Source organism: Kitasatospora sp. NPDC101155 (assembly GCF_044768305.1).
In the GTDB taxonomy this organism is placed as follows: domain Bacteria; phylum Actinomycetota; class Actinomycetes; order Streptomycetales; family Streptomycetaceae; genus Kitasatospora.
This window is the reverse complement of sequence record NZ_JBIWPN010000040.1, coordinates 21,705-40,771: the sequence shown is the minus strand read 5'-3', so window position 1 is coordinate 40,771 and position 19,067 is coordinate 21,705. Positions and strand designations below refer to the sequence as shown.

Below are 19,067 nucleotides of genomic sequence, written 5' to 3'. Positions count from 1 at the left end.
CCATGTCCGAGCACCCCCGGACCGGCGACAAGCCCGAGATCCGCACCGACGGCGCCCCCGCCCCCGCGTGGATGTTCTCCCAGGGCGTCCGCAAGGGCCCGATCCTGCAGGTATCCGGCCAGGGCCCGCAGGACCCGGCCACCGGCGAGTACCTCCACCACGGCGACGTGAGGGCCCAGACCCGCCGCACCCTGGAGAACGTCAAGGCCATCGTCGAGGCGGGCGGCGCCACCATCGAGGACGTGGTGATGTTCCGCGTGTACCTCACCAAGCGCGCCGACTTCCCGCTGATGAACGAGGTCTACGCCGAGTTCATCGAGGAGAACATCAAGCCCGGCGGCGTGAAGCCCTGCCGCACCACGGCCTTCGTGGAGCTGCCCCAGGAGCCCATGCTGGTGGAGATCGACGCCCAGGCCGTCGTCGCCTGACGCCCCGCGAAACCCCCGAGGGCCCGGACGCCGTCACGCGTCCGGGCCTCGCCGCACCCCACCATCCGCTTGCCACACCCCTGCGCGGACATTAGGTTAGGCTCACCTAACTATTAGGAGGTCCGTTCATGAGCGAGCGCAGCATGGGGGTCCCCCCGGCCGAAGGCTGGGGGAGAATCATCGAAAGGTGCGCGTGGGCGAATGCCCCTGCCGGGCGCAGCGAGGTGGGCGCATGAGTCTGCCCACCGGCGACGCCGAGGTGCCCGAGCCCACCACCGCCGAACGGGTCCACAGCCTGCTCAGCGCGACCTCCTCACTCACCGTCCGCGCCCTCGGCGAACACCACGACCTGGACACCCCGGTCTCCGTGCACGGCTCCCGACTGCGCCTGCGCGCCCCGCTGGACGCCCCGCTCACCGCGGCCGCCGCCGGAGCCACCGAGGGCCTGGCCGTCGTCCTCGACGTCACCGACGTGTCCCCGGTCGCCGTCCGCGACCGGATCCGCGGCCGCCTCACCCTGGCCGGCCGGCTGCACCTGGCCCACCTCGCCGACGACGGCCTCAGCGTCCACCTGCGCGTGGACGTCGCCCACGCCGTCCTCGCCACCCCGTACGGCACCGGCGCGCTCACCGCCGCCGACCTCGCCCTCGCCGCCCCCGACCCGCTGGCCCGGCACGAGGCCGCGCTGCTCACCCACCTGGCCGACGAGCACGCCGACGCCCTCGACCTGCTCACCGGCCTGCTCGACCCGGCCCTGCTCGCCGGGCACCCGGACATCCGCCCGCTCGCCCTCGACCGCTACGGCCTGGTACTGCGTCTGGACCACCCGCACGGCCACCGCGACGTCCGCCTGGTCTTCCCCGAACCCGCCGGCGACACCGAGGACTTCGGGCACCGGATGCACGAGCTGCTGGCCGCCGCCGAGCACGGCCTGCCCGTCCGCCGGAACTGACCGCGCCCGGGCGTCACCGCTCGACGGCGTCCTCCAGCACGATCCGCCCCATCCGCGCGTACCGCTCCGGCCGCCGGCGCCGGCGCGATCCCGACCACTCGAACTCCCCCGGAGCCGCGAACGGCAACGGCCGGCCCGGCTCCACGAGGGGTCCTCGCGAAGCCGGGCCGGCCCTGGGCGTGTCCCGCGCCCATGTCCACCGGTGCGGCGATCACCCGGTCGAGCGGTCACCCGACATGACCATCCCGGGCGGTCGATTCGCCCCGCACCAGCGGTGGTTCCTGAAACCCGCGGTCAGCGCGGGGTCCGAACAGGGTCTGCGCAGCGTCAGAGCGCGACGCCGTGCGCCCGCAGGTAGGCGACCGGGTTGATGTCCGAGCCGTACTCCGACCCGGTGCGGATCTCGAAGTGCAGGTGCGGGCCGGTCACGTTGCCGGTGGCGCCGGAGAGGCCGAGCCGCTGGCCGACGGTGACGGTCTGACCGATCTTCACACCGACCACGGAGAGGTGCGCGTACTGGGCGTACCTGCCGTCGGCGAGCCTGATCTCGACCTGGTTGCCGTAGGCACCACCGTTGCCGGCCTTCACCACGACACCGTTGGCGACCGCGCGCACCGGAGTGCCGGTGGAGGCGACGAAGTCCTGGCCGGTGTGGTGGCCGGAGGCCCACATCGAGCCGGCCACGCCGTAGGCCTCGCCCGGCACCGGGTTGGCCAGCGGAGCGACATAGCCGACGGTGGCGGCGACCGGGGCGGCGGTGACGGCCTTGGCCGGAGCGGCGTTCTGAATCTGGGTCTGGACCTGGACGCCCGGCTTGGCGACCTCGGTCTGAACCTGCACCTGAGCGTCTGCGGCAGCGGCGGCGCTCTGGGTGACCGGGGCAGCCGGAGCGGCCGGGGCCGCGGGCTCGGCCGGAGCGACCGGCTCGGCGGCCGCGTCGGCGTGGGCCGCGAGCGACAGCCACTGACCCGGGAAGATCAGGTTCGGGTCGGCGCCGACCACCGAGCGGTTCTGCTCGTACAGCGCGGGCCAGCCGCCCTCGACGTTCCGGGCGTCGGCGATCCTGGACAGGCTGTCGCCGCCGACGACGAGGTAGCCGTCGTGGGCGGCGGCCGGGGCGGCCGACACGGCGTCCACGGCGGCGGCGTGCTGCGCGACCGAGGCGGCCGGGGCATTGTGGGCCTGGGCACTCATCGTGGTCACGAGCGGCAGGGCGAAGGAGACACCGGTGACGGCGACGGCGATGCCGATGCGGGCGGCGCGGGGCACGGCGATACGACGAGCCTGAGCAGGCATGGGATTCCTCTCCGACGCCTGCGAGGTGAGCTGTCGGGTTCGGGCTGGAGCTGCCCGGCCGCATGCGCGGCTTCACCCCAAGCCGGTCCTGGACGTTCGCGCTGAACAGCGCGGACTCCGGTCCGGCGACTTACCTGTGGGTCCCCCGCTCCTGCCGTGCAGAGCTCAGTTCGAACCACTGGGCAGCGGCAGGACTCGGCGTTCCACCCGGTGGGTCCACCCAGGCTGGCTGGGTGGTCGCTGAACTAAAACCCATCCGTTCGGGTGAAGCAATGTCGATCTCTTGAACCAGCGACAACCCCCCGCGGCGCGGTCACCCTCCGCATGGCCCGCCGTACGGTGCGTACACAATCCATTCACTCGACGCCACTGATCCACGACGCTGCGCCGACCTCGGTGGCCCAGTGCGACCGTCCGCTCACGCACTGCCCACCCCGGACACACCGCCCGGTGACCCTTGTCACGTGCACCCTGCCGGGCGCAGGATCAGGCCGTGGCCACCTCAACGGCCGGCACCCTGCGCCTGGGCACCGCGCAGGGCCGCTGGGTTCTCCTGGCAACGGTGCTCGGTTCCAGCATGGCGATGCTCGACGGCACCGTGGTGAACGTCGCCCTGCCCCGGATCGGCGCCGACCTCGGCGCCTCCCTGGCGTCCCTGCAATGGACGCTGAACGCCTATCTGCTCACGCTGGCGGGCCTGATCCTGCTCGGCGGCGCGCTCGGCGACCGGTACGGACGGCGCAAGGTCTTCCTGATCGGCGTGGTCTGGTTCGCCGCCGCCTCCGCGGCCTGCGCCGTCGCCCCGAACATCAACGTGCTGATCGCCGCCCGCGCCGTCCAGGGCATCGGCGGGGCGCTGCTCACCCCCGGCTCGCTCGCCATGCTCCAGGCCGTCTTCCATCCTGACGACCGCTCGGCGGCGGTGGGCCTGTGGTCCGGTCTCGGCGGGGTGTCCGCGGCCATCGGCCCCTTCCTCGGCGGCTGGCTGGTGGATGGCCCCGGCTGGCGCTGGATCTTCCTGCTGAACCTGCCGCTGGCCGCCGCCGTGATCGCGGTCACCTCCCGCTACGTCCCGGAGAGCCGCGACGAGTCCGCCTCCGGCCGCTTCGACGTGCCCGGCGCGCTGCTCGCCGCACTCGCCCTCGGCGCGATCACCTACGCGCTCACCGCCGCCGGGGAGGGCCTGTCCCCCGCCGTCTGGCTCACCGGCGCGATCGGCCTGCTGCTCGGCGCCGCCTTCGTCGCCGTCGAGCGCCGCGCACCCGATCCGATGCTGCCGCTCGGACTGTTCTCGTCCCGGCTGTTCACCGCCGTGAACCTGGTCACCCTCTGCGTCTACGCGGCCTTCAGTGGGGTGTTCTTCCTGCTGGTGGTCCAGCTGCAGATCGTGTCCGGCTTCTCGCCCCTGGTCTCCGGCTTCGCCCTGGTGCCGATCACGGTGCTGATGCTGACCCTGTCGGCGCGCGCCGGCCGCCTCGGCAAACGGATCGGCCCGCGCATCCCGCTCACCGTCGGCCCGCTGCTCTGCGCCGCCGGGGTGCTGCTGATGCTGCGCACCGGCCCCGGCTCCTCCTACTGGGCGGACGTGCTGCCCGCCGTCGCGGTGATGGGCAGCGGGATGGCCCTGCTGGTCGCACCGCTGACCGCGACGGTGCTGGCCGCCGTCGATGTACGGCACGCGGGCATCGCCAGCGGCGTCAACAACGCCGCCGCCCGCGCGGCCGGCCTGCTCGCGGTGGCCGCCCTCCCGGCGCTGGCCGGCCTGAGCGGCGATGCCTACCGGGTGCCGTCCTCGGTGGACTCCGCCTTCCACACCGCGATGCTGATCTGCGCGGGTCTGCTGGTCGGCGGCGGGCTGATCGCCTTCGCCACCGTCCGGGGCAACGTGCTCGCCCCCCAGGAGCACCCGGTGGCCGAGCCGAACTGCGACTGGCCCTGCGCCACCACCACCCCGCCGCTCGACCCCGGACACACCAAGACGCCCGAGGGCCCCGCCACCGGAACGGTGGCAGGGCCCTCGTCGGACAACTGACGAAGCGTCAGAGGATGTCGGCCGGAGCGTACTTGGCCGCCTCCGGGTAGGCCGCCGCGACGGCCTCCACCAGGCGGACCACCTCGGCGACCTGCGCCCCGGCCGCACCGGTGAACGACAGCTTGTCGGCCAGCAGCGCGTCCAGCGCGGCCCGGTCCAGCGGGATCCGCTCGTCGGCGGCCAGCCGGTCCAGCAGCTCGTTCTCCCGGGCGCCCGCGCGCATGGCCAGCGCGGAGGCGACGGCGTGCTCCTTGATGACCTCGTGCCCGGTCTCCCGGCCGACGCCCGCGCGCACCGCGCCCATCAGCACCTTGGTGGTGGCCAGGAACGGCAGGTAGCGGTCCAGCTCGGCCTCGACCACGGCCGGGAAGGCGCCGAACTCGTCGAGGACGGTCAGGAAGGTCTCCAGCAGGCCGTCGAAGGCGAAGAAGGCGTCCGGCAGCGCGACCCGGCGCACCACCGAGCAGGAGACGTCGCCCTCGTTCCACTGGTCGCCGGCCAGCTCGCCGGTCATCGAGGCGTAGCCGCGCAGGATCACGGCCAGGCCGTTGACACGCTCGCAGGAGCGGGTGTTCATCTTGTGCGGCATCGCGGAGGAGCCGACCTGGCCCTCCTTGAAGCCCTCCGTCACCAGCTCGTGGCCGGCCATCAGACGGATGGTCTTGGCCAGGCTGGACGGCGCGGCGGCCAGCTGGACGAGGGCGGTGAGCACCTCGAAGTCCAGCGAGCGCGGGTAGACCTGGCCGACGCTGGTCAGCACGTTCTCGAAGCCGAGGTGCCCGGCGACCCGGCGCTCCAGCTCGGCCAGCTTCTCGGTGTCGCCGCCGAGCAGGTCCAGCATGTCCTGGGCGGTGCCGACCGGGCCCTTGATCCCGCGCAGCGGGTAGCGGGCGATCAGCTCCTCCAGACGGCGGAAGGCGACCAGCAACTCGTCGGCGATCGACGCGAAGCGCTTGCCCAGGGTGGTGGCCTGCGCGGCCACGTTGTGCGAGCGGCCGGCCATGACCAGCTCGGAGTGCTGGGCGGCGATGCTGGCCAGACGCACCAGCACGGCCACCGTGCGGTCCCGCACGTGCTCCAGGGACTGGCGGATCTGCAGCTGCTCGACGTTCTCGGTCAGATCCCGGGAGGTCATGCCCTTGTGGATCTGCTCGTGGCCGGCGAGCTCGCTGAACTCCTCGATGCGGGCCTTCACGTCGTGGCGGGTGATCCGCTCACGGGCGGCGATCGAGCCGAGGTCGACCTGGTCGATCACCCGCTCGTAGTCGGCGACGGCGCTCGCCGGCACCTCGACACCGAGGTCCTGCTGGGCCTTCAGGACGGCGAGCCACAGGTGGCGCTCAAGGACCACCTTGTGCTCGGGGGACCACAGCTGGGCCAGGGTCGCCGAGGCGTACCGGGAGGCCAGGACATTGGGGATCTGGGGCTTCGCGCTCACGCTTCGCAAGCCTAACAGCCGAGGTCACGCCGATCGTCGGCGGCTGGGGCGGCCGGGCCGGATTCCGAACACGCCCCGGACGGACTCGCCGTTCCGCTCGCCGTTCCGCTCGCCGAACCGCCCGCCCCCGTCGGCACCTTGGCCGTCATCGCGCCGGGCGACCCGCTACTGCTGCGCGCCACCCGTCCGACCGGCCAGCACCGGCAGGACCTGGGCGCAGATCGAGTGCAGGGCGACCCGCTGCTCGTCGGTCATCGCCTCGAAGGCCTGGTGGGTGCGGGCCATCTCACCGCGGATGCGGTTCAGGATCTCCCGGCCCTCGTCCGTGATCACCACGATCTTCACCCGGCGGTCACCGGCCGCCGCCTCGCGGTTGGCCAGGCCCAGCGACTCCAGCCGGTCCACGATCCCGGTCACGTTCGACGCGTCGCAGCCCAGCCGCCCGGCCAGCGCCCGCATCGGCACCGGCTCCTGCACCGAGCCCAGCGCCTTGGCCTGCGAGGAGGAGAGCCCGTGCCGGGCCGCGGCCGCCGCGAAGTCCTGGAAGTACGCGGCACCGACGGCGGCCAACGCCTCCATCAGCTCGGCGTTGGTCGGTACGGTCGTCGTCGTCGAACCCATGGGGCCAGCGTACGACCCAGTGCTTCAGTAACTCAAGCTTTGACCACGGCAACCGTCGGCGAGTCGCCTCACAGTCCAGCCATTCGGAGCAGGATCACAGCGGATCGGCACCGCATCGCAGCGGATCAGGACCGGATCAGAGCACCAGTTGGTCGAACAGCCGCCGCAGTTCCGCGTCCGGGTTCGCGGTCAGCCCGGTGTGCACCGGCCCCGGCTGGACGATCGCGCTGCGCGGCGCGGTCAGCCAGCGGAACCGCTGCCCGGGGCTGTCCGAGGCCGCCGGACCGGCCGACGGCCCACCCAGGCAGACCGCCTCGATCCCCTGCAGCGCCCGCCGCACCCCCTGCACGTCCGCCACCGGGTCCAGCGCCAGCAGCCGGGCCTGGTCCAGGTGGGTCCGCGCGGCCAGGTGCGCGCTCTGCCGGCAGTACAGCAGCACCCCGACGTTGACGCACTCACCCCGCTCGACCCTCGGCACCGCGCGGATCACGGCGTACTCGTAGTCGTACAGCTCCACGACGGCCGGCAGCCCGGCCGGCAGCGACTCGGTCACGCGGGCACCTCCGGCAGCCAGTCACGCGGACCGGCCAGTCGCTCGGTCAGCTGGGAACGGTACGCAGCGCGTACCTCCTCGGGAGAGTCGAAGCCGAACTCGTCCAGCAGCCAGACCTCGGGGATCTGCGCCACCGCGGCCTCGATCGCCGCCTCCGCGAGCGGTGCCAGCGCCTTGTCCGCCGCCGCCAGGTCCGGCCGGGCGCGCAGCAGCGCGTGGTCGGAGGCGTCGTACGGACGACGCACCCAGGCGGCGGCGCCCGGCCAGTTGTGGTGGAAGATCAGGCTCGCGCCGTGGTCGATCAGCCGCAGCCCGCCGGTCGCCACCAGCAGGTTGGGGTTGCGCCAGGAGCGGTCGACGTTGCCGATCAGCGCGTCGAACCAGAGCACCTGACCGGCGAGTTCGGGGTCCACGTCGAAGCACAGCGGATCGAAGTTGAGCGCGCCGCTGACGAAGGCCATCCCGAGGTTGGTGCCGCCGCTGGCCCGCATCTGATCCTGGATCTGGTGGTCCGGCTCGCTGCGCGCGAGCACCGGGTCCAGGTCGACGGTCACCAGCTCCGGCACCGGCAACCCGATCCGCCGGCCCAGTTCCCCGGCCAACACCTCGGCCACCAACGCCTTGCGGCCCTGCGCCGCGCCGACCCATTTCAGCGCGTACAGCCGCCGGTCGTCGGCCTCGACCAGGCCCGGCATCGAGCCGCCTTCTCGCAGTGGCGTCACATACCGGACCGCCGTCACCTCGGGGAGCACGCCCGACAGCTTATCGGTGCCCGCCCCCTCCTCTCGCCCCGAACCGCTCCCCCTCATCCGCCCCACCCGGCAGCACCCCACTCCACCCGTCCGCGCCAACCCCCGCACCCCACCTGCCGCTCCCCTCCCTCATCCGCCCGCCCCCGGTGGCAGCCCCCGCTGCTCCGTGCGAGTGTGGCGGACAGTAGTGGGGACCCTCACGGTACGACCTGCACGACAAAGGGATGAGCGATGGAACGACCTCGGATCCTGATCGTGGGCGGTGGCTTCGCCGGCTTGGAGTGCGCCCGCCGCCTCGAACGCAAGCTCGCGCCGTCGGAGGCCGAGATCACGCTGGTCACGCCGTTCAGCTACCAGCTCTACCTCCCTCTCCTCCCCCACGTCGCCGCCGGCGTCCTCACCCCCCAGTCCGTGGCCGTCTCGCTGCGCCGATCCCTGCGCCGCACCCACATCATCCCCGGCGGCGCCATCGGTGTGGACCCGGCTTCCAAGGTCTGCGTCATCCGCAAGATCACCGACGAGGTGGTCGCGAAGAAGTACGACGCCTTGGTCCTCACCCCCGGTAGCATCACCCGCTCCTTCGACATCCCGGGGCTCACCGACTACGCCCGCGGCATGAAGACGCTCGCCGAGGCCGCCTACATCCGCGACCACGTGATCTCCCAACTCGACCTCGCCTCGGCCACCTTGGACCAGAAGGAGCGCGAGTCCCGGCTGCAGTTCGTGGTGGTCGGCGGCGGCTACGCGGGCACCGAGACGGCCGCCTGCCTGCAGCGCCTCACCACTGCCGCCGCCCGCCGCTACCCGCGGCTCGACGCCCGGCAGATCAAGTGGCACCTGATCGACATCGCCCCGAAGCTGATGCCGGAACTCGGCGACGTGCTGGGCACCGCCGCCCTGGAGATCCTGCGGGGCCGTGGCATCGAGGTGTCGCTGGGCGTCTCGGTGGCCGAAGTCAGTGCCGAGACGGTCAAGTTCACCGACGGCCGGGTGCTCCCCTGCCGCACGCTGATCTGGACCGCCGGCGTGGCCGCCAGCCCGCTGATCGGCACCCTGGACGCGGAGACGGTCCGCGGCCGGCTCGCCGTGACGGCGGAGATGCGCGTGCCGCAGTTCGAGGGGGTGTTCGCGCTCGGCGACGCGGCGGCCGTCCCCGACCTCGCCAAGGGCGACGGCGCGGTCTGCCCGCCGACCGCCCAGCACTCCGCCCGGCAGGGCCGCGTGGTGGCCGACAACGTGATCGCCTCGCTCCGCAACCAGCCGCTGGAGCCGTACTACCACAGGGATCTGGGCCTGGTGGTCGACCTCGGCGGCAAGGACGCGGTCTCCAAGCCGATCGGTGTCGAACTGCACGGCCTGCCCGCCCAGTTGGTGGCCCGCGGCTACCACCTGATGGCGATGCGCACCAATGCGGCCAAGTTCCGGGTGGCTTCGAACTGGCTGCTCAACGCGACCGCCGGGGACGACTTCGTCCGCACCGGCTTCCTCGCCCGCCAGCCCGCCCGTCTGCGCGACTTCGAGTACACCGACGCCTATCTGACGAAGGATCAGGTCAGGGCCCACGCCCAGTCGCTGCTCGCCAAGGGCTGAACCGGGACGCCATCGGCGCCCCCGCCGCGAATGCCGCGGCCGGGGCGCCGAAGCACGTCCGTCAGCGTGCGGCCAGGTACATCCCGCTCGCGTCCTGCCCGGCGGTGTTGCGGCAGGCGTAGTCACCGCTGCTCTGCCCCCACAGCAGGGTCAGGCAGCGCCCGAGCGCCAACTGCCCGTAGTAGTTGGGGTGCATCGACTCCTGCAGCACGCCCTGGGTGGTGTTGAACCCGCCGTCCACGAACCGCGCCCACTCGCTGCTGGTAGCGGACGGAGCGGAGCTCGCGGTCGGCTGCTGGGTGGCCGTCGAGCAGACCTCGCGGCCCTGCAGCATGTCGGACAGGTCCAGGAACTGGGCGCCCTTGGTCGCCGCGACCCCGGCCAGCGCCTTGGAGATCTGCGGCACCATCGAGTCGCGCGCCCAGTCGGCGTCCGCGTTCCAGAACGGGCAACCGCCGGTGTCCGAACGGCTCCAGCCGCTCTCCGGGTAGCGCATCTCGGCGCTGCGCGGGATCGGCGACGGGTAGGACTGCAGCACCAGCCGGTAGTCCGACTGCGCGTAGCCCGCGTCGGCCATCACCGCGCGGATCTCGTCGATCGCCTTGCCGACCCCGGCCATCGCGGTCGGCATCTTGGAGTCGACCGCGGACTGCGCCGAGTCGTGGCAGTACGAGTTCCAGATCAGGTAGTCCTGCACGCAGTCGGAGATGATGCTGCCGAAGCCGAGGTCGTTGCCGCCGATCGACAGGGTGATCAGCTTGACGTTGTTCTGCCGTGCCACGGTGGCGAGTTGGTCGGCCTGAGGGGCCTCGCCCTTGAGCGACTGACCGCCGTCGGCGGCGCGGAAGATGTTCGCGGTGACGGCCCCGGAGCAAGCCAGGTTGATCTGGCTCTGGGCGACCGTCGCGGCGCCGACCACCTCGGCGACGTCGGAGCGGTCGCAGCCGCTCGCCGCCGTGGCGCCGTAGACGACCGAAGGATCGGCCGAACTGCCGTTCCAGGCCCGGTCGGTGCCGTTGTGGCCGTCGGTGGTGCCGGCGGCGTTGCCCATCCAGCGTCCGGCCTCGCCGGAGATGTAGCTGTCGCCGAGCGTGACGCTCGCGGTGGACCCGGCCGGGGCGGCCGAGGCGGGCGCGGCGACGGCCAGCCCGGCCACGGTCAGCGGCAGGGCGAAGGCGGCGGCGAGCAGCCGACGGCCGAGTCCAGGGGTGCTACGGGTGATGCTCGAACAGTTTTCGGGCACGGCGGAACTCCTGCGGCTCGGTCTCCCCCGTGGTGTGGGGACGGGAAGACGCGTAGGTGGGGGTGGGCCGCCGGCCGGTGGCGCGATGAAGATGACATGGCCTCGCCCGCCGCCGCTAGGCGTCTGCGCCAGGTTTCCGCATTTGTTACCGACGGGTTCAGACCAGGCCTCACCCGCGGTCGACCCGCGGTTCACCCCGCCGCCGGAATCTGCCCGCAAACCACCCCATCCCCGGCAGCCCCGCTCACACCAGCCGCGAACCGGCCCCGCCCGACCCCAGCACCTCCGCCAGGTCCTCCGCCAACCGCCGGGCGTCCGCCGGCTCCAGCCGGGCCGTGGTGAACCGCAGCCCGGGCGGCGACTGGATCCGGTACCGCGCCCCGGGCGCCGCGACCCAGCCGCGCTGCACCAGCGCCGCCAGCGCCGAGGTCTCGTCCGGCACCGGCACCCAGACGTTCAACCCGCTCTCCCCGTGCGCCGCGATCCCACGCGCCGCCAGTTCGCCCAGCAGCGCGTCCCGCCGCGCCCGGTAGGCGGCCGCCACCCGCGCGACCGGCGCCGCGTCGGTGCGCCACAGCTCGGCGACGGCGCGCTGCAGCAGGTGGCTGACCCACCCGGCGCCCAGCCGCAGCCGCCCGGCGACCCGGCCGATCGTCTCCTCGTCCCCGACCGCCACCGACATCCGCAGGTCCGGCCCGTACGCCTTGGCCGCCGAGCGCACCACCACCCAGTGCCGCGGCCCGGCGCCGACCAGCGGGTGGTACGGCTGGTCGACCATGCCGTGCCCGTGGTCGTCCTCGATCAGCAGCACTCCGGGGTGCCCGGCCAGGACGGCCCGCAGCGCCTCGGCCCGCCGGGCGCTGAGCGCCGCGCCGGTCGGGTTCTGCGCCCGGCTGGTCACCACGACCGCGCGGGCGCCCTCGGCGAGCGCCGCGGCCAGCGAGTCGGGCAGCGGCCCCTCGTCATCCAGCCGCATCGGCGCGGGCCGCAGCCCCATCGCGGGCAGCAGGTCGAGCAGGCTGCCCCAGCCCGGGTCCTCCACCGCCACCGCGTCGCCGGGGCGCAGGTGCGCGCCGAGGGTGCGCTCGATGGTGTCCAGCGAGCCGGAGGCGACCACGATCGGGCCGCCGGGCAGCCCGTCGGCCTGGAAGGAGGCGCGGGCGAGCGCGAGCAGTCCGGCGTCGATGTTCGGGTGCCCGTAGAGCACCGGCTCGGCCTTCGCAGCCTCGGCGGCCGCCGCGAGGGCCTGGGCGAGGTCGGGAAGCAGAGCCGGGTCGGGGTTGCCGGTGGACAGGTCGCGGGCGTGCGGGGGTACGGGGACGCGGATCTGGTCGCGGGTGGTGAGCGCGGGCCGGGGCAGGATCCGACTGCCCTTGCGGCCGGCCGTCTCGATCACGCCCCGGTCGCGCAGCAGCCGGTAGGCGGCGGCCACGGTGTTGGGGTTGACGCCGAGTTCGGCGGCCAGGTCGCGCAGCGGGGGCAGCGCGGTTCCCGGGGCGAGCCGCCCGCTGCTCACGCCCTGTTCGATGTGGGCGGCGATTTCGCTGGCGCGTCGCCCTTTCAGCGGATAGTCTCCTAGCACAAAGCATATTATGCACTAGTACATTGAGGTTGTCATGCCGGACACGCCGACGCACAACACCACGACGCCGACCAGCGACGCCACCTACTCCCGTACCCCGCGCACCACCCCCACCCGGTACAAGGACCGCGCCACCTGGGAGCAGGAGGCGATCCACGCCATCCTCGACAGCGCCTACATCTGCCACCTCGGCTTCATCGCCGACGGCGCCCCGGTCGTGCTGCCGACGATCTTCGCCCGGGTCGGCAGCCGCCTCTACGTCCACGGCTCCACCGGCAGCCGCCCGCTGCGCGGCGCCTCCGACGAGCAGGGCATGCCGGTCTGCATCACCGTGACCCAGGTCGACGCCCTGGTGCTGACCAAGTCCGCGTTCAACCACTCGGTGAACTTCCGCTCGGTGGTCGCCCACGGCACCGCCTACCAGGTCACCGACCCGGAGGAACTGGACATGGCGCTGGCCGCCCTGGTCGACCACGCGATCCCCGGCCGCTCCGGCGAGATCCGCCCGGCCAACGCCAAGGAACTCGCCGCCACCGCCGTGATCCGGCTCGAGCTGGACGAGGTCTCGGCCAAGACCCGTGAGGACGGCGCCAACGACGACCCCGAGGACGCCGACCTGCCGCACTGGTCCGGCCTGATCCCGGTCACCACCGTGCACGGCACCCCCGTCCCGTACGACGGGTCCGTCCCGCTGCCCGCGCACCTGCACGGCTACCCCCGCTGAGAAGGGCCGCACCGATGCTGATCAGGTCCTGGGACCGCGGTGACGAGGACGAGTGGCGCGCCTGGCTGGCCGAGGGCCGCGACTTCGGCCTGCTCGCCGCCAACGGCCGCCCCGACGAGGGCCCGGTGCTGGTCCCGACGCACTTCCTGCTGGACGCCGAGCGCGGCGAGATCCTGCTCCACCTCGCCGCGCCCAACCCGCTGCTGGCCGCCGTCCGGGCCGACCCGAACGTCACCCTCGCGGTCACCGACGGCTACGCCTTCGCCCCCGGCCACTGGCGCGGCGCGCCCGGCACGCCCACCAGTTACTACGCCTCGGTCCACTTCCACTGCACGGCCGAGGTCGTCGAGTCCGCCGCCGACAAGGCGGAGATCCTCAACCGTCAGCTGGCGCACTTCCAGCCGGAGACCCCGGAGGTCCGGGTGGTCCCCGGCGAGGGCGAGTTCGCCCGGCTGCTGCCGGGGCTGCGCGGGCTCCGGCTGACGGTGCGCGAGGTGCGGGCCAAGTTCAAGTACGACGACAAGAAGCCCGCCGAGGCGCAGCACGCGATCGCCGAGCGCCTCGTCGAGCGCTCAGGCGCCCCGGCCCTCCGTCACGACCAGGACGCCGCCGCCCGGACCCAGCTGTTGCGGCGCCATCAGCGGCGCACGGCCATGACGCGCGCCGCCGACTGACTTGGGGCCAGTCCCTCGGATCCTTGCCTGATCCGACAAAACCAGAGGGACTGACCCTGGGTCACCCGATTGGAACTCAACTCGCGCAGGCCGGCCGCCGCGCTGATCGAATGTGAGACGAGCCCTGCCCGACCGTAGGTGCGGGCCCGTCCACCTCGGGGAGCGCGCGTGCCCACAGTCCACAGTCCACGAGCTTCCGGCGAGGCCCACCTCGGGCACGTGGTGTTCATCTCCGCGGCCGCGGCCATGGGCGGTTTCCTGTTCGGCTACGACAGCGCGGTGATCAACGGCGCGGTGACGGGCATCCAGAAGCACTTCGCCGTGGGCCACGGCACCACCGCCTTCGTGGTCGCCATCGCCCTGCTCGGCTCGGCCGTCGGCGCGGTGGCCGCCGGCCGGCTGGCCGACCACCTCGGCCGGGTGCGCACGATGCTGCTGGCCGCCACACTGTTCGCGGCCAGCGGCGTCGGCTCGATGTTCCCGCCGAACATCGAGGCGCTGGCCGCCTGGCGCGTGGTCGGCGGCATCGCGATCGGCATCGCCTCGGTGATCGCGCCCACCTACATCGCCGAGGTCGCCCCCACCGCCTACCGCGGCCGGCTCGCCTCCTTCCAGCAGATGGCGATCGTGCTCGGCATCACCGTCTCCCAGCTCGCCAACTGGGCGCTCAACCAGGCCGCCGGCGGCGAGTCCACCGGCCACCTCGGCGGCATCCAGGCCTGGCAGTGGATGCTCGGCGTCGAGGCCATTCCGGCCCTGGTGTACGGCCTGATGGCGCTGGCCATCCCGGAGTCGCCGCGCTTCCTGATCGCCGACCACCGCGAGGCTCAGGCCCGCGAGGTGCTGGTGGAGGTCGAGGGCCAGGACGTCGACCTGGACGCCCGGGTGGCGGAGATCCGCGCGGTGCTGGAGTCCGCCCACAAGCCCCGGCTGAGGGACCTGCGCGGCGGGCGCTTCGGTCTGCTGCCGATCGTCTGGGTCGGCATCGGCGCCTCGGTGTTCCAGCAGTTCGTCGGCATCAACGTGATCTTCTACTACTCCTCCTTCCTCTGGCAGTCGGTCGGCATCAACGAGTCCAACTCGCTGCTGATCAGCCTCTCCACCTCGATCATCAACGTGATCGGTACGGTGATCGCGATGGTCCTGGTGGACCGGATCGGCCGCAAGCCGCTCGCCCTGGCCGGTTCCATCGGCATGGCGATCGCGCTGGGCACAGCCGCCTGGGCGTTCTCCTACCGGCACGGCACAGGCGAGACCGCCACCCTCGACCACACCCACGCCACCGTCGCCCTGATCGCCGCGCACGTCTTCGTGCTCTGTTTCGCCTTCTCCTGGGGCGTGGTGGTCTGGGTGCTGCTCGGCGAGATGTTCCCCAACCGGATCCGGGCGCTGGCGCTGTCGGTCGCCGCCTCGGCCCAGTGGATCGCCAACTGGGCGATCACCGTCACCTTCCCGGACCTCGCCGACTGGAACCTCTCCGCGACGTACGTCATCTACGCGGCCTTCGCGCTGCTCTCCATCCCGTTCGTGGCCTTCTGCATCAAGGAGACCAAGGGCCGCGCCCTGGAAGAGATGGGCTGAGAGGCCGCTCCCCTGCCCACCCACGCCGCACGCGGCCCGACCCACCGAGAGGAAGCCATGCCTGACCAGGGCGGCTCCAGGCAGAACGTCACCTTCCCGAGCAACGGCCGCACCGCGCACGGGTACCTGGCCCGCCCTCCGCAGGGCATCGGCCCCGGCCTGGTGGTGGTGCAGGAGTGGTGGGGTCTCACCTCGCACGTCGCGGACATGGCCGACCGCTTCGCCGCCGAGGGGTTCACCGTCCTCGCCCCCGACCTGTTCGGCGGCGCCACCACCCACGACCGGACCGAGGCCGCCCGCCTCAAACGCGAACTCCCGGTCGAGCGGGCCGTCGAGGACCTCTCCGGCGCCGTCGACCACCTGCTCTCGCTGGACGGCGTGGTCGGCGACGCCGTCGGTGTGGTCGGCTTCTGCATGGGCGGCGGCTTTGCCCTGATGCTGGCCGCCCGGTCCGGGGACAAGGTGGCCGCCGTGGTCCCCTTCTACGGCCTGCCACCCGACCCGGACTTCGACTACCGGGGGCTGACCGCCCACGTCCTCGGGCACTTCGGCGAACTCGACCGCTCGATCCCGATGGCCGCCGTGGACGAGGCCGCGATCCGGATCGGCGAGGCCACCGACGTCCGCCCCGAGTTCCACTTCTACCCGGCCGGACACGCCTTCATGAACGACGAGAACCCGCTCGGCACCTACGACGCCCTGCAGTCCGGGGTCGCCTGGCGGCGCACGGTCAGCTTCCTCTGGGGCCACCTCGGCTGACCGCCGATCCAGGTGTCAAAACACGATGGACACCTGTACGAACTCAAGGCCATAGTCGCTGGGTGCCGACCCAACCCCCACCGACAGCCGCCCGCCGCTTCGCCTGGGCGAGCCGCAACTTCCGCATCCAGACCGCTGCCACCGTGATCAGCGGCCTCGGCAACGCCGGCGCCCCCATCGCCACCGCCTTCGCCGTCCTCGGCAACGGCGGCACCACCGCCGAGGTCGGCTACGTCACCGCAGCCCGCCTGCTGCCCACCGTACTGCTCCTGGTCGTCGGCGGCACCCTCGCCGACCGGCTGCCGCGCCACCACATCATGGTCGCCGCCAACCTGTTCAGCGGTGTCTCCCAGGCCGTCCTGGCCGCGCTGGTGCTGGCCGGGAACGTCCAGCTGTGGCAACTGCTGGTGCTCTCCGCCGCCGGTGGCGCCGGCTACGCCCTCTACTCCCCCGCCGCCGGCGGCATGATCATGCATGCCGTCCCCCAGGAGCACGCCGCCCGTGCGTTCTCGGTCTTCCGGATGGGCCAGAACGCCTCCCAGATCGGCGGCGCCGCCCTCGGCGGAGCGCTCACCGCCGCCTTCGGCCCCGGCTGGGTGCTCGCCCTGGACGCGCTGTGCTTCCTGATCGCCGCCGCCCTCCGGTTCCTCCTGGAGGCCGAGTCCGCACCCGCCGCCTCCGGCAGCAGCGTGCTGCGCGACCTGCGCGAGGGCTGGCAGGAGTTCGCCTCCCGCCGCTGGCTCTGGGTGATCGTGCTGCAGTTCGCCGTCCTGGTCGCCTGCATCAACGCGGTCGAGGCGGTGTACGGGCCGACGGTGGCCAACGACCGGCTCGGCGGTGCGGGCGCCTGGGGCCTGGCGATGTCCGCCTACGGCGTCGGCCTGGTGGTCACCGGCCTGCTGATGGCACGTTGGCGTCCCCGCCGGATCCTGCTGGTCGGCAACTGGGGCGTGTTCCTGTTCGGCGTGCCCGCCCTGGCCCTGGCCGTCGCCGCACCGCTGCCGGTGCTGGTCGCCGCGATGTTCCTCTCCGGGGTCGGCGTCACCGTCTTCGGCGTCAACTGGATGGTCGCGCTCCAGCAGGAGGTCCCGGAGGAGATGTTCTCCCGGGTCATCGCCTACGACGAACTCGGCTCCTACTCGCTGACCCCGATCGGAACCGCGCTGGCCGGCCCGGCCGCCACCGTGCTCGGCCTCTCCGGCGCACTCTGGGCGTGCGCCGTGCTGTGCCTGCTGCTCAGCGCCGCGGTCCTGCTCGACCCCCAGGTGCGCCGGCTCACCCGCCGGTCCCCGGCCCGCAGCACCTCGGACGCACCGGTGCCCGTCGACGAGCCCGCGCCCGCCTCGTGAGCGCCCTGTGCGCCCCACGTGCGCCTGCCGACGTGCAACCAGTGGTACCCGTGGTTCGTCCGACCGAGTAGGAAAAACCATCCATTTGGGAGCCCACCGGTGCCGAAGCCCCTGCTGTTCCTGGACGTCGACGGGGTGCTGAACCCGGTCTGTCCGCATCCGGAGGCCGGCTTCGACTCCCACACCCTGCTCGGCTACGCCGTCCTGCTCGCCGCCAAGCACGGCCAGTGGCTGCGGGAACTCGCCGGATCGTACGAGCTGGTCTGGGCCACCACCTGGGAGGAGCACGCCAACACCCACATCGCCCCGGCGATCGGCCTGGACCCGCTCCCCTTCGTCCGCTTCACCGGGTACGTCCCGCAGCCCGGCGACCCGCGCGTCCCGCTGATGGAGCTGTTCTCCACCCGCAAGTGGGCGCCGCTGCTGCGCTACGCCGAGGGCCGGCCGTTCGCCTGGGTGGACGACGTCATCCCGCCCCGGCTGGTCCGCAGGTCGCTGTGGCGCCGCGACCGGCTGCTGGTGCCGGTGGATCCCGGCCAGGGCCTGGAGCGCCGGCACGTCGACCGCCTGCTCACCCGGCCGCCGCGCGGCCGGGCGCCGACCGCCGGCGGATCGGCGGTCAGGGGGTCGGCAGCCAGCTGACGTTGCCGGCGAGCAGCGCGTACCCGACGAAGGCCACCGTGTCGATCAGCGCGTGCGCCGCCACGAGCGGCATCACCCGCCCCCAGCGCCGGTACAGCAGGCAGAACACCGCCCCCATCACCATGTTGCCGACCAGCCCGCCGACCCCCTGGTACAGGTGGTACGAGCCGCGCAGCACCGAGCTCGCCACCAGCACCGCCGGCCAGGACCATCCCAACTGCCCCAGTCGGCGCAGCAGGTAGCCGAGGACGACGACCTCCTCCAGGATCGCGTTCTGCCAGGCCGAGAGCACCAGCACCGGCACCCGCCACCACACCTCCGGCAGCCCCGAGGGCGCGACCGTCAGGTTGTACCCGGCCGCCTGCGAGGCCAGGTACAGCGCCAGCCCGGAGCCGCCGATCGCCGCCGCGACGGCCGCGCCCCGGCCGAGGTCGCGCAGCTTCTGCCCGAGGTCGAAGCCCAGCACCCGCAGCGACGTGCCCTCGCGCACCAGCAGGTAGCCGACCAGCACCACCGGCATCAGTCCGCGCCCGACGTAGTACAGCTGCCACACCAGGTCCAGCCAGGGCCGCCCGGGCGCGCGCGAGCCGTTCAGCGTGGCGACCTGCTGGCCGAGCCGGAGCGGTTCGGTGAGCGAGCCCGCGAAGCTGATCAGCGCGCTGATCCCGCTGGCCCCGAGGGAGAGACCGAGGACGATCAGCAGCTCCGCGCCGAGCAGCCGACGGGTGGGCTGTGCGGTCTCCGGCGCGGTCGGGCGGGTTGTCACGGGCGCTCCAGCGGACGGGCGGTCGCTCCGGCCGTCGGCCGACACCGGAGCGATCATCCTGACACAGCGGTGGCGGGGCCTGTCC

The 19,067-nt window shown here is 72.9% G+C and carries 19 protein-coding genes and 1 riboswitch; of the genes, 10 read left to right on the top strand and 9 right to left on the bottom strand.

What is annotated here, in order from left to right:
- Positions 1-2: 2 nt before the first annotated feature.
- Together ACIRYZ_RS36155 and ACIRYZ_RS36150 are read left to right on the top strand one after the other, a co-directional pair.
- A complete protein-coding gene (locus ACIRYZ_RS36155; RefSeq protein WP_402952500.1) occupies positions 3-428 on the top strand; it encodes a RidA family protein in 426 nt (141 codons plus the stop codon).
- A 232-nt stretch (positions 429-660) separates the two neighbouring features.
- Positions 661-1,380, top strand: a complete 720-nt coding sequence (locus ACIRYZ_RS36150; protein WP_402952498.1) for a DUF2470 domain-containing protein — start codon at positions 661-663, stop codon at positions 1,378-1,380.
- Between the two features lie 13 nt (positions 1,381-1,393).
- Here the strand turns inward: ACIRYZ_RS36150 and ACIRYZ_RS36145 are convergent, their stop codons facing one another.
- Both ACIRYZ_RS36145 and ACIRYZ_RS36140 read right to left on the bottom strand, forming a co-directional pair.
- Positions 1,394-1,525: a hypothetical protein gene (locus ACIRYZ_RS36145; RefSeq protein ID WP_402952496.1), complete on the bottom strand. Its 132-nt coding sequence runs from the start codon at positions 1,523-1,525 to the stop codon at positions 1,394-1,396.
- Positions 1,526-1,707: 182 nt separating this feature from the next.
- The gene (locus ACIRYZ_RS36140) at positions 1,708-2,676 is read right to left on the bottom strand and encodes a peptidoglycan DD-metalloendopeptidase family protein (protein ID WP_402952494.1); all 969 of its coding nucleotides are present in this window, start codon (positions 2,674-2,676) and stop codon (positions 1,708-1,710) included.
- A 2-nt stretch (positions 2,677-2,678) separates the two neighbouring features.
- Positions 2,679-2,857: riboswitch (cyclic di-AMP (ydaO/yuaA leader) on the bottom strand.
- A 312-nt stretch (positions 2,858-3,169) separates the two neighbouring features.
- Here ACIRYZ_RS36140 and ACIRYZ_RS36135 point away from each other — a divergent pair.
- Complete coding sequence (locus ACIRYZ_RS36135; RefSeq protein WP_402952492.1) at positions 3,170-4,708, top strand: MFS transporter; 1,539 nt, start codon at positions 3,170-3,172, stop codon at positions 4,706-4,708.
- 7 nt (positions 4,709-4,715) lie between these two features.
- Here ACIRYZ_RS36135 and purB read toward each other — a convergent pair whose 3' ends face one another.
- From purB to ACIRYZ_RS36115, 4 genes are all read right to left on the bottom strand, one after another.
- On the bottom strand, positions 4,716-6,146 hold the full coding sequence (gene purB / locus ACIRYZ_RS36130; protein WP_402952490.1) for an adenylosuccinate lyase: 1,431 nt from the start codon (positions 6,144-6,146) through the stop codon (positions 4,716-4,718).
- Positions 6,147-6,311: 165 nt separating this feature from the next.
- Complete coding sequence (locus ACIRYZ_RS36125) at positions 6,312-6,767, bottom strand: MarR family winged helix-turn-helix transcriptional regulator (RefSeq protein WP_393030250.1); 456 nt, start codon at positions 6,765-6,767, stop codon at positions 6,312-6,314.
- Positions 6,768-6,903: 136 nt separating this feature from the next.
- On the bottom strand, positions 6,904-7,320 hold the full coding sequence (locus ACIRYZ_RS36120; protein WP_402952488.1) for a DUF3037 domain-containing protein: 417 nt from the start codon (positions 7,318-7,320) through the stop codon (positions 6,904-6,906).
- Positions 7,317-8,072, bottom strand: coding sequence for a HipA family kinase (locus tag ACIRYZ_RS36115; RefSeq protein WP_393030244.1), 756 nt, complete (start codon positions 8,070-8,072; stop codon positions 7,317-7,319). Before ACIRYZ_RS36115 ends, ACIRYZ_RS36120 begins: the two co-directional genes overlap by 4 nt.
- 231 nt (positions 8,073-8,303) lie before the next feature.
- On the opposite strand from ACIRYZ_RS36115, the gene ACIRYZ_RS36110 reads away from it, so the two are divergent.
- Positions 8,304-9,662, top strand: coding sequence for an NAD(P)/FAD-dependent oxidoreductase (locus ACIRYZ_RS36110; protein WP_402952486.1), 1,359 nt, complete (start codon positions 8,304-8,306; stop codon positions 9,660-9,662).
- A gap of 61 nt (positions 9,663-9,723) precedes the next feature.
- On the opposite strand, the gene ACIRYZ_RS36105 is transcribed toward ACIRYZ_RS36110, so the two are convergent.
- Together ACIRYZ_RS36105 and ACIRYZ_RS36100 are read right to left on the bottom strand one after the other, a co-directional pair.
- Positions 9,724-10,905 (bottom strand): GDSL-type esterase/lipase family protein, encoded by a 1,182-nt coding sequence (locus ACIRYZ_RS36105; protein WP_402952484.1) that lies wholly within the window; start codon positions 10,903-10,905, stop codon positions 9,724-9,726.
- A 244-nt stretch (positions 10,906-11,149) separates the two neighbouring features.
- Complete coding sequence (locus tag ACIRYZ_RS36100; RefSeq protein ID WP_402952482.1) at positions 11,150-12,487, bottom strand: aminotransferase class I/II-fold pyridoxal phosphate-dependent enzyme; 1,338 nt, start codon at positions 12,485-12,487, stop codon at positions 11,150-11,152.
- 34 nt (positions 12,488-12,521) lie between these two features.
- On the opposite strand from ACIRYZ_RS36100, the gene ACIRYZ_RS36095 reads away from it, so the two are divergent.
- The 6 genes from ACIRYZ_RS36095 to ACIRYZ_RS36070 all read left to right on the top strand — a co-directional run bounded on the left by ACIRYZ_RS36095 (position 12,522) and on the right by ACIRYZ_RS36070 (position 18,216).
- Positions 12,522-13,211: a pyridoxamine 5'-phosphate oxidase family protein gene (locus ACIRYZ_RS36095; protein WP_402952480.1), complete on the top strand. Its 690-nt coding sequence runs from the start codon at positions 12,522-12,524 to the stop codon at positions 13,209-13,211.
- Positions 13,212-13,225: 14 nt separating this feature from the next.
- A complete protein-coding gene (locus ACIRYZ_RS36090; protein ID WP_402952478.1) occupies positions 13,226-13,885 on the top strand; it encodes an FMN-binding negative transcriptional regulator in 660 nt (219 codons plus the stop codon).
- 168 nt (positions 13,886-14,053) lie between these two features.
- The gene (locus ACIRYZ_RS36085) at positions 14,054-15,466 is read left to right on the top strand and encodes a sugar porter family MFS transporter (RefSeq protein WP_402952476.1); all 1,413 of its coding nucleotides are present in this window, start codon (positions 14,054-14,056) and stop codon (positions 15,464-15,466) included.
- 57 nt (positions 15,467-15,523) lie between these two features.
- On the top strand, positions 15,524-16,225 hold the full coding sequence (locus tag ACIRYZ_RS36080) for a dienelactone hydrolase family protein (RefSeq protein WP_402952474.1): 702 nt from the start codon (positions 15,524-15,526) through the stop codon (positions 16,223-16,225).
- Between the two features lie 62 nt (positions 16,226-16,287).
- A complete protein-coding gene (locus tag ACIRYZ_RS36075) occupies positions 16,288-17,574 on the top strand; it encodes an MFS transporter (RefSeq protein ID WP_402952472.1) in 1,287 nt (428 codons plus the stop codon).
- A 99-nt stretch (positions 17,575-17,673) separates the two neighbouring features.
- Complete coding sequence (locus ACIRYZ_RS36070; RefSeq protein WP_402952470.1) at positions 17,674-18,216, top strand: HAD domain-containing protein; 543 nt, start codon at positions 17,674-17,676, stop codon at positions 18,214-18,216.
- Here the strand turns inward: ACIRYZ_RS36070 and ACIRYZ_RS36065 are convergent.
- Entirely contained in the window at positions 18,194-18,982 is a 789-nt protein-coding gene (locus ACIRYZ_RS36065) for a CPBP family intramembrane glutamic endopeptidase (protein WP_402952469.1), read from the bottom strand. The genes ACIRYZ_RS36070 and ACIRYZ_RS36065 overlap by 23 nt on opposite strands.
- Positions 18,983-19,067: the final 85 nt, after the last annotated feature.

What these genes read in the sequence shown, in the direction of transcription:
- ACIRYZ_RS36155 (WP_402952500.1), top strand. Translation starts at nt 3, where the DNA reads ATGTCCGAGCACCCCCGGACCGGCGACAAGCCCGAGATCCGCACCGAC.
- ACIRYZ_RS36150 (WP_402952498.1), top strand. Translation starts at nt 661, where the DNA reads ATGAGTCTGCCCACCGGCGACGCCGAGGTGCCCGAGCCCACCACCGCC.
- ACIRYZ_RS36140 (WP_402952494.1), bottom strand. Translation starts at nt 2,676, where the DNA reads ATGCCTGCTCAGGCTCGTCGTATCGCCGTGCCCCGCGCCGCCCGCATC.
- ACIRYZ_RS36125 (WP_393030250.1), bottom strand. Translation starts at nt 6,767, where the DNA reads ATGGGTTCGACGACGACGACCGTACCGACCAACGCCGAGCTGATGGAG.
- ACIRYZ_RS36110 (WP_402952486.1), top strand. Translation starts at nt 8,304, where the DNA reads ATGGAACGACCTCGGATCCTGATCGTGGGCGGTGGCTTCGCCGGCTTG.
- ACIRYZ_RS36095 (WP_402952480.1), top strand. Translation starts at nt 12,522, where the DNA reads ATGCCGGACACGCCGACGCACAACACCACGACGCCGACCAGCGACGCC.
- ACIRYZ_RS36090 (WP_402952478.1), top strand. Translation starts at nt 13,226, where the DNA reads ATGCTGATCAGGTCCTGGGACCGCGGTGACGAGGACGAGTGGCGCGCC.
- ACIRYZ_RS36080 (WP_402952474.1), top strand. Translation starts at nt 15,524, where the DNA reads ATGCCTGACCAGGGCGGCTCCAGGCAGAACGTCACCTTCCCGAGCAAC.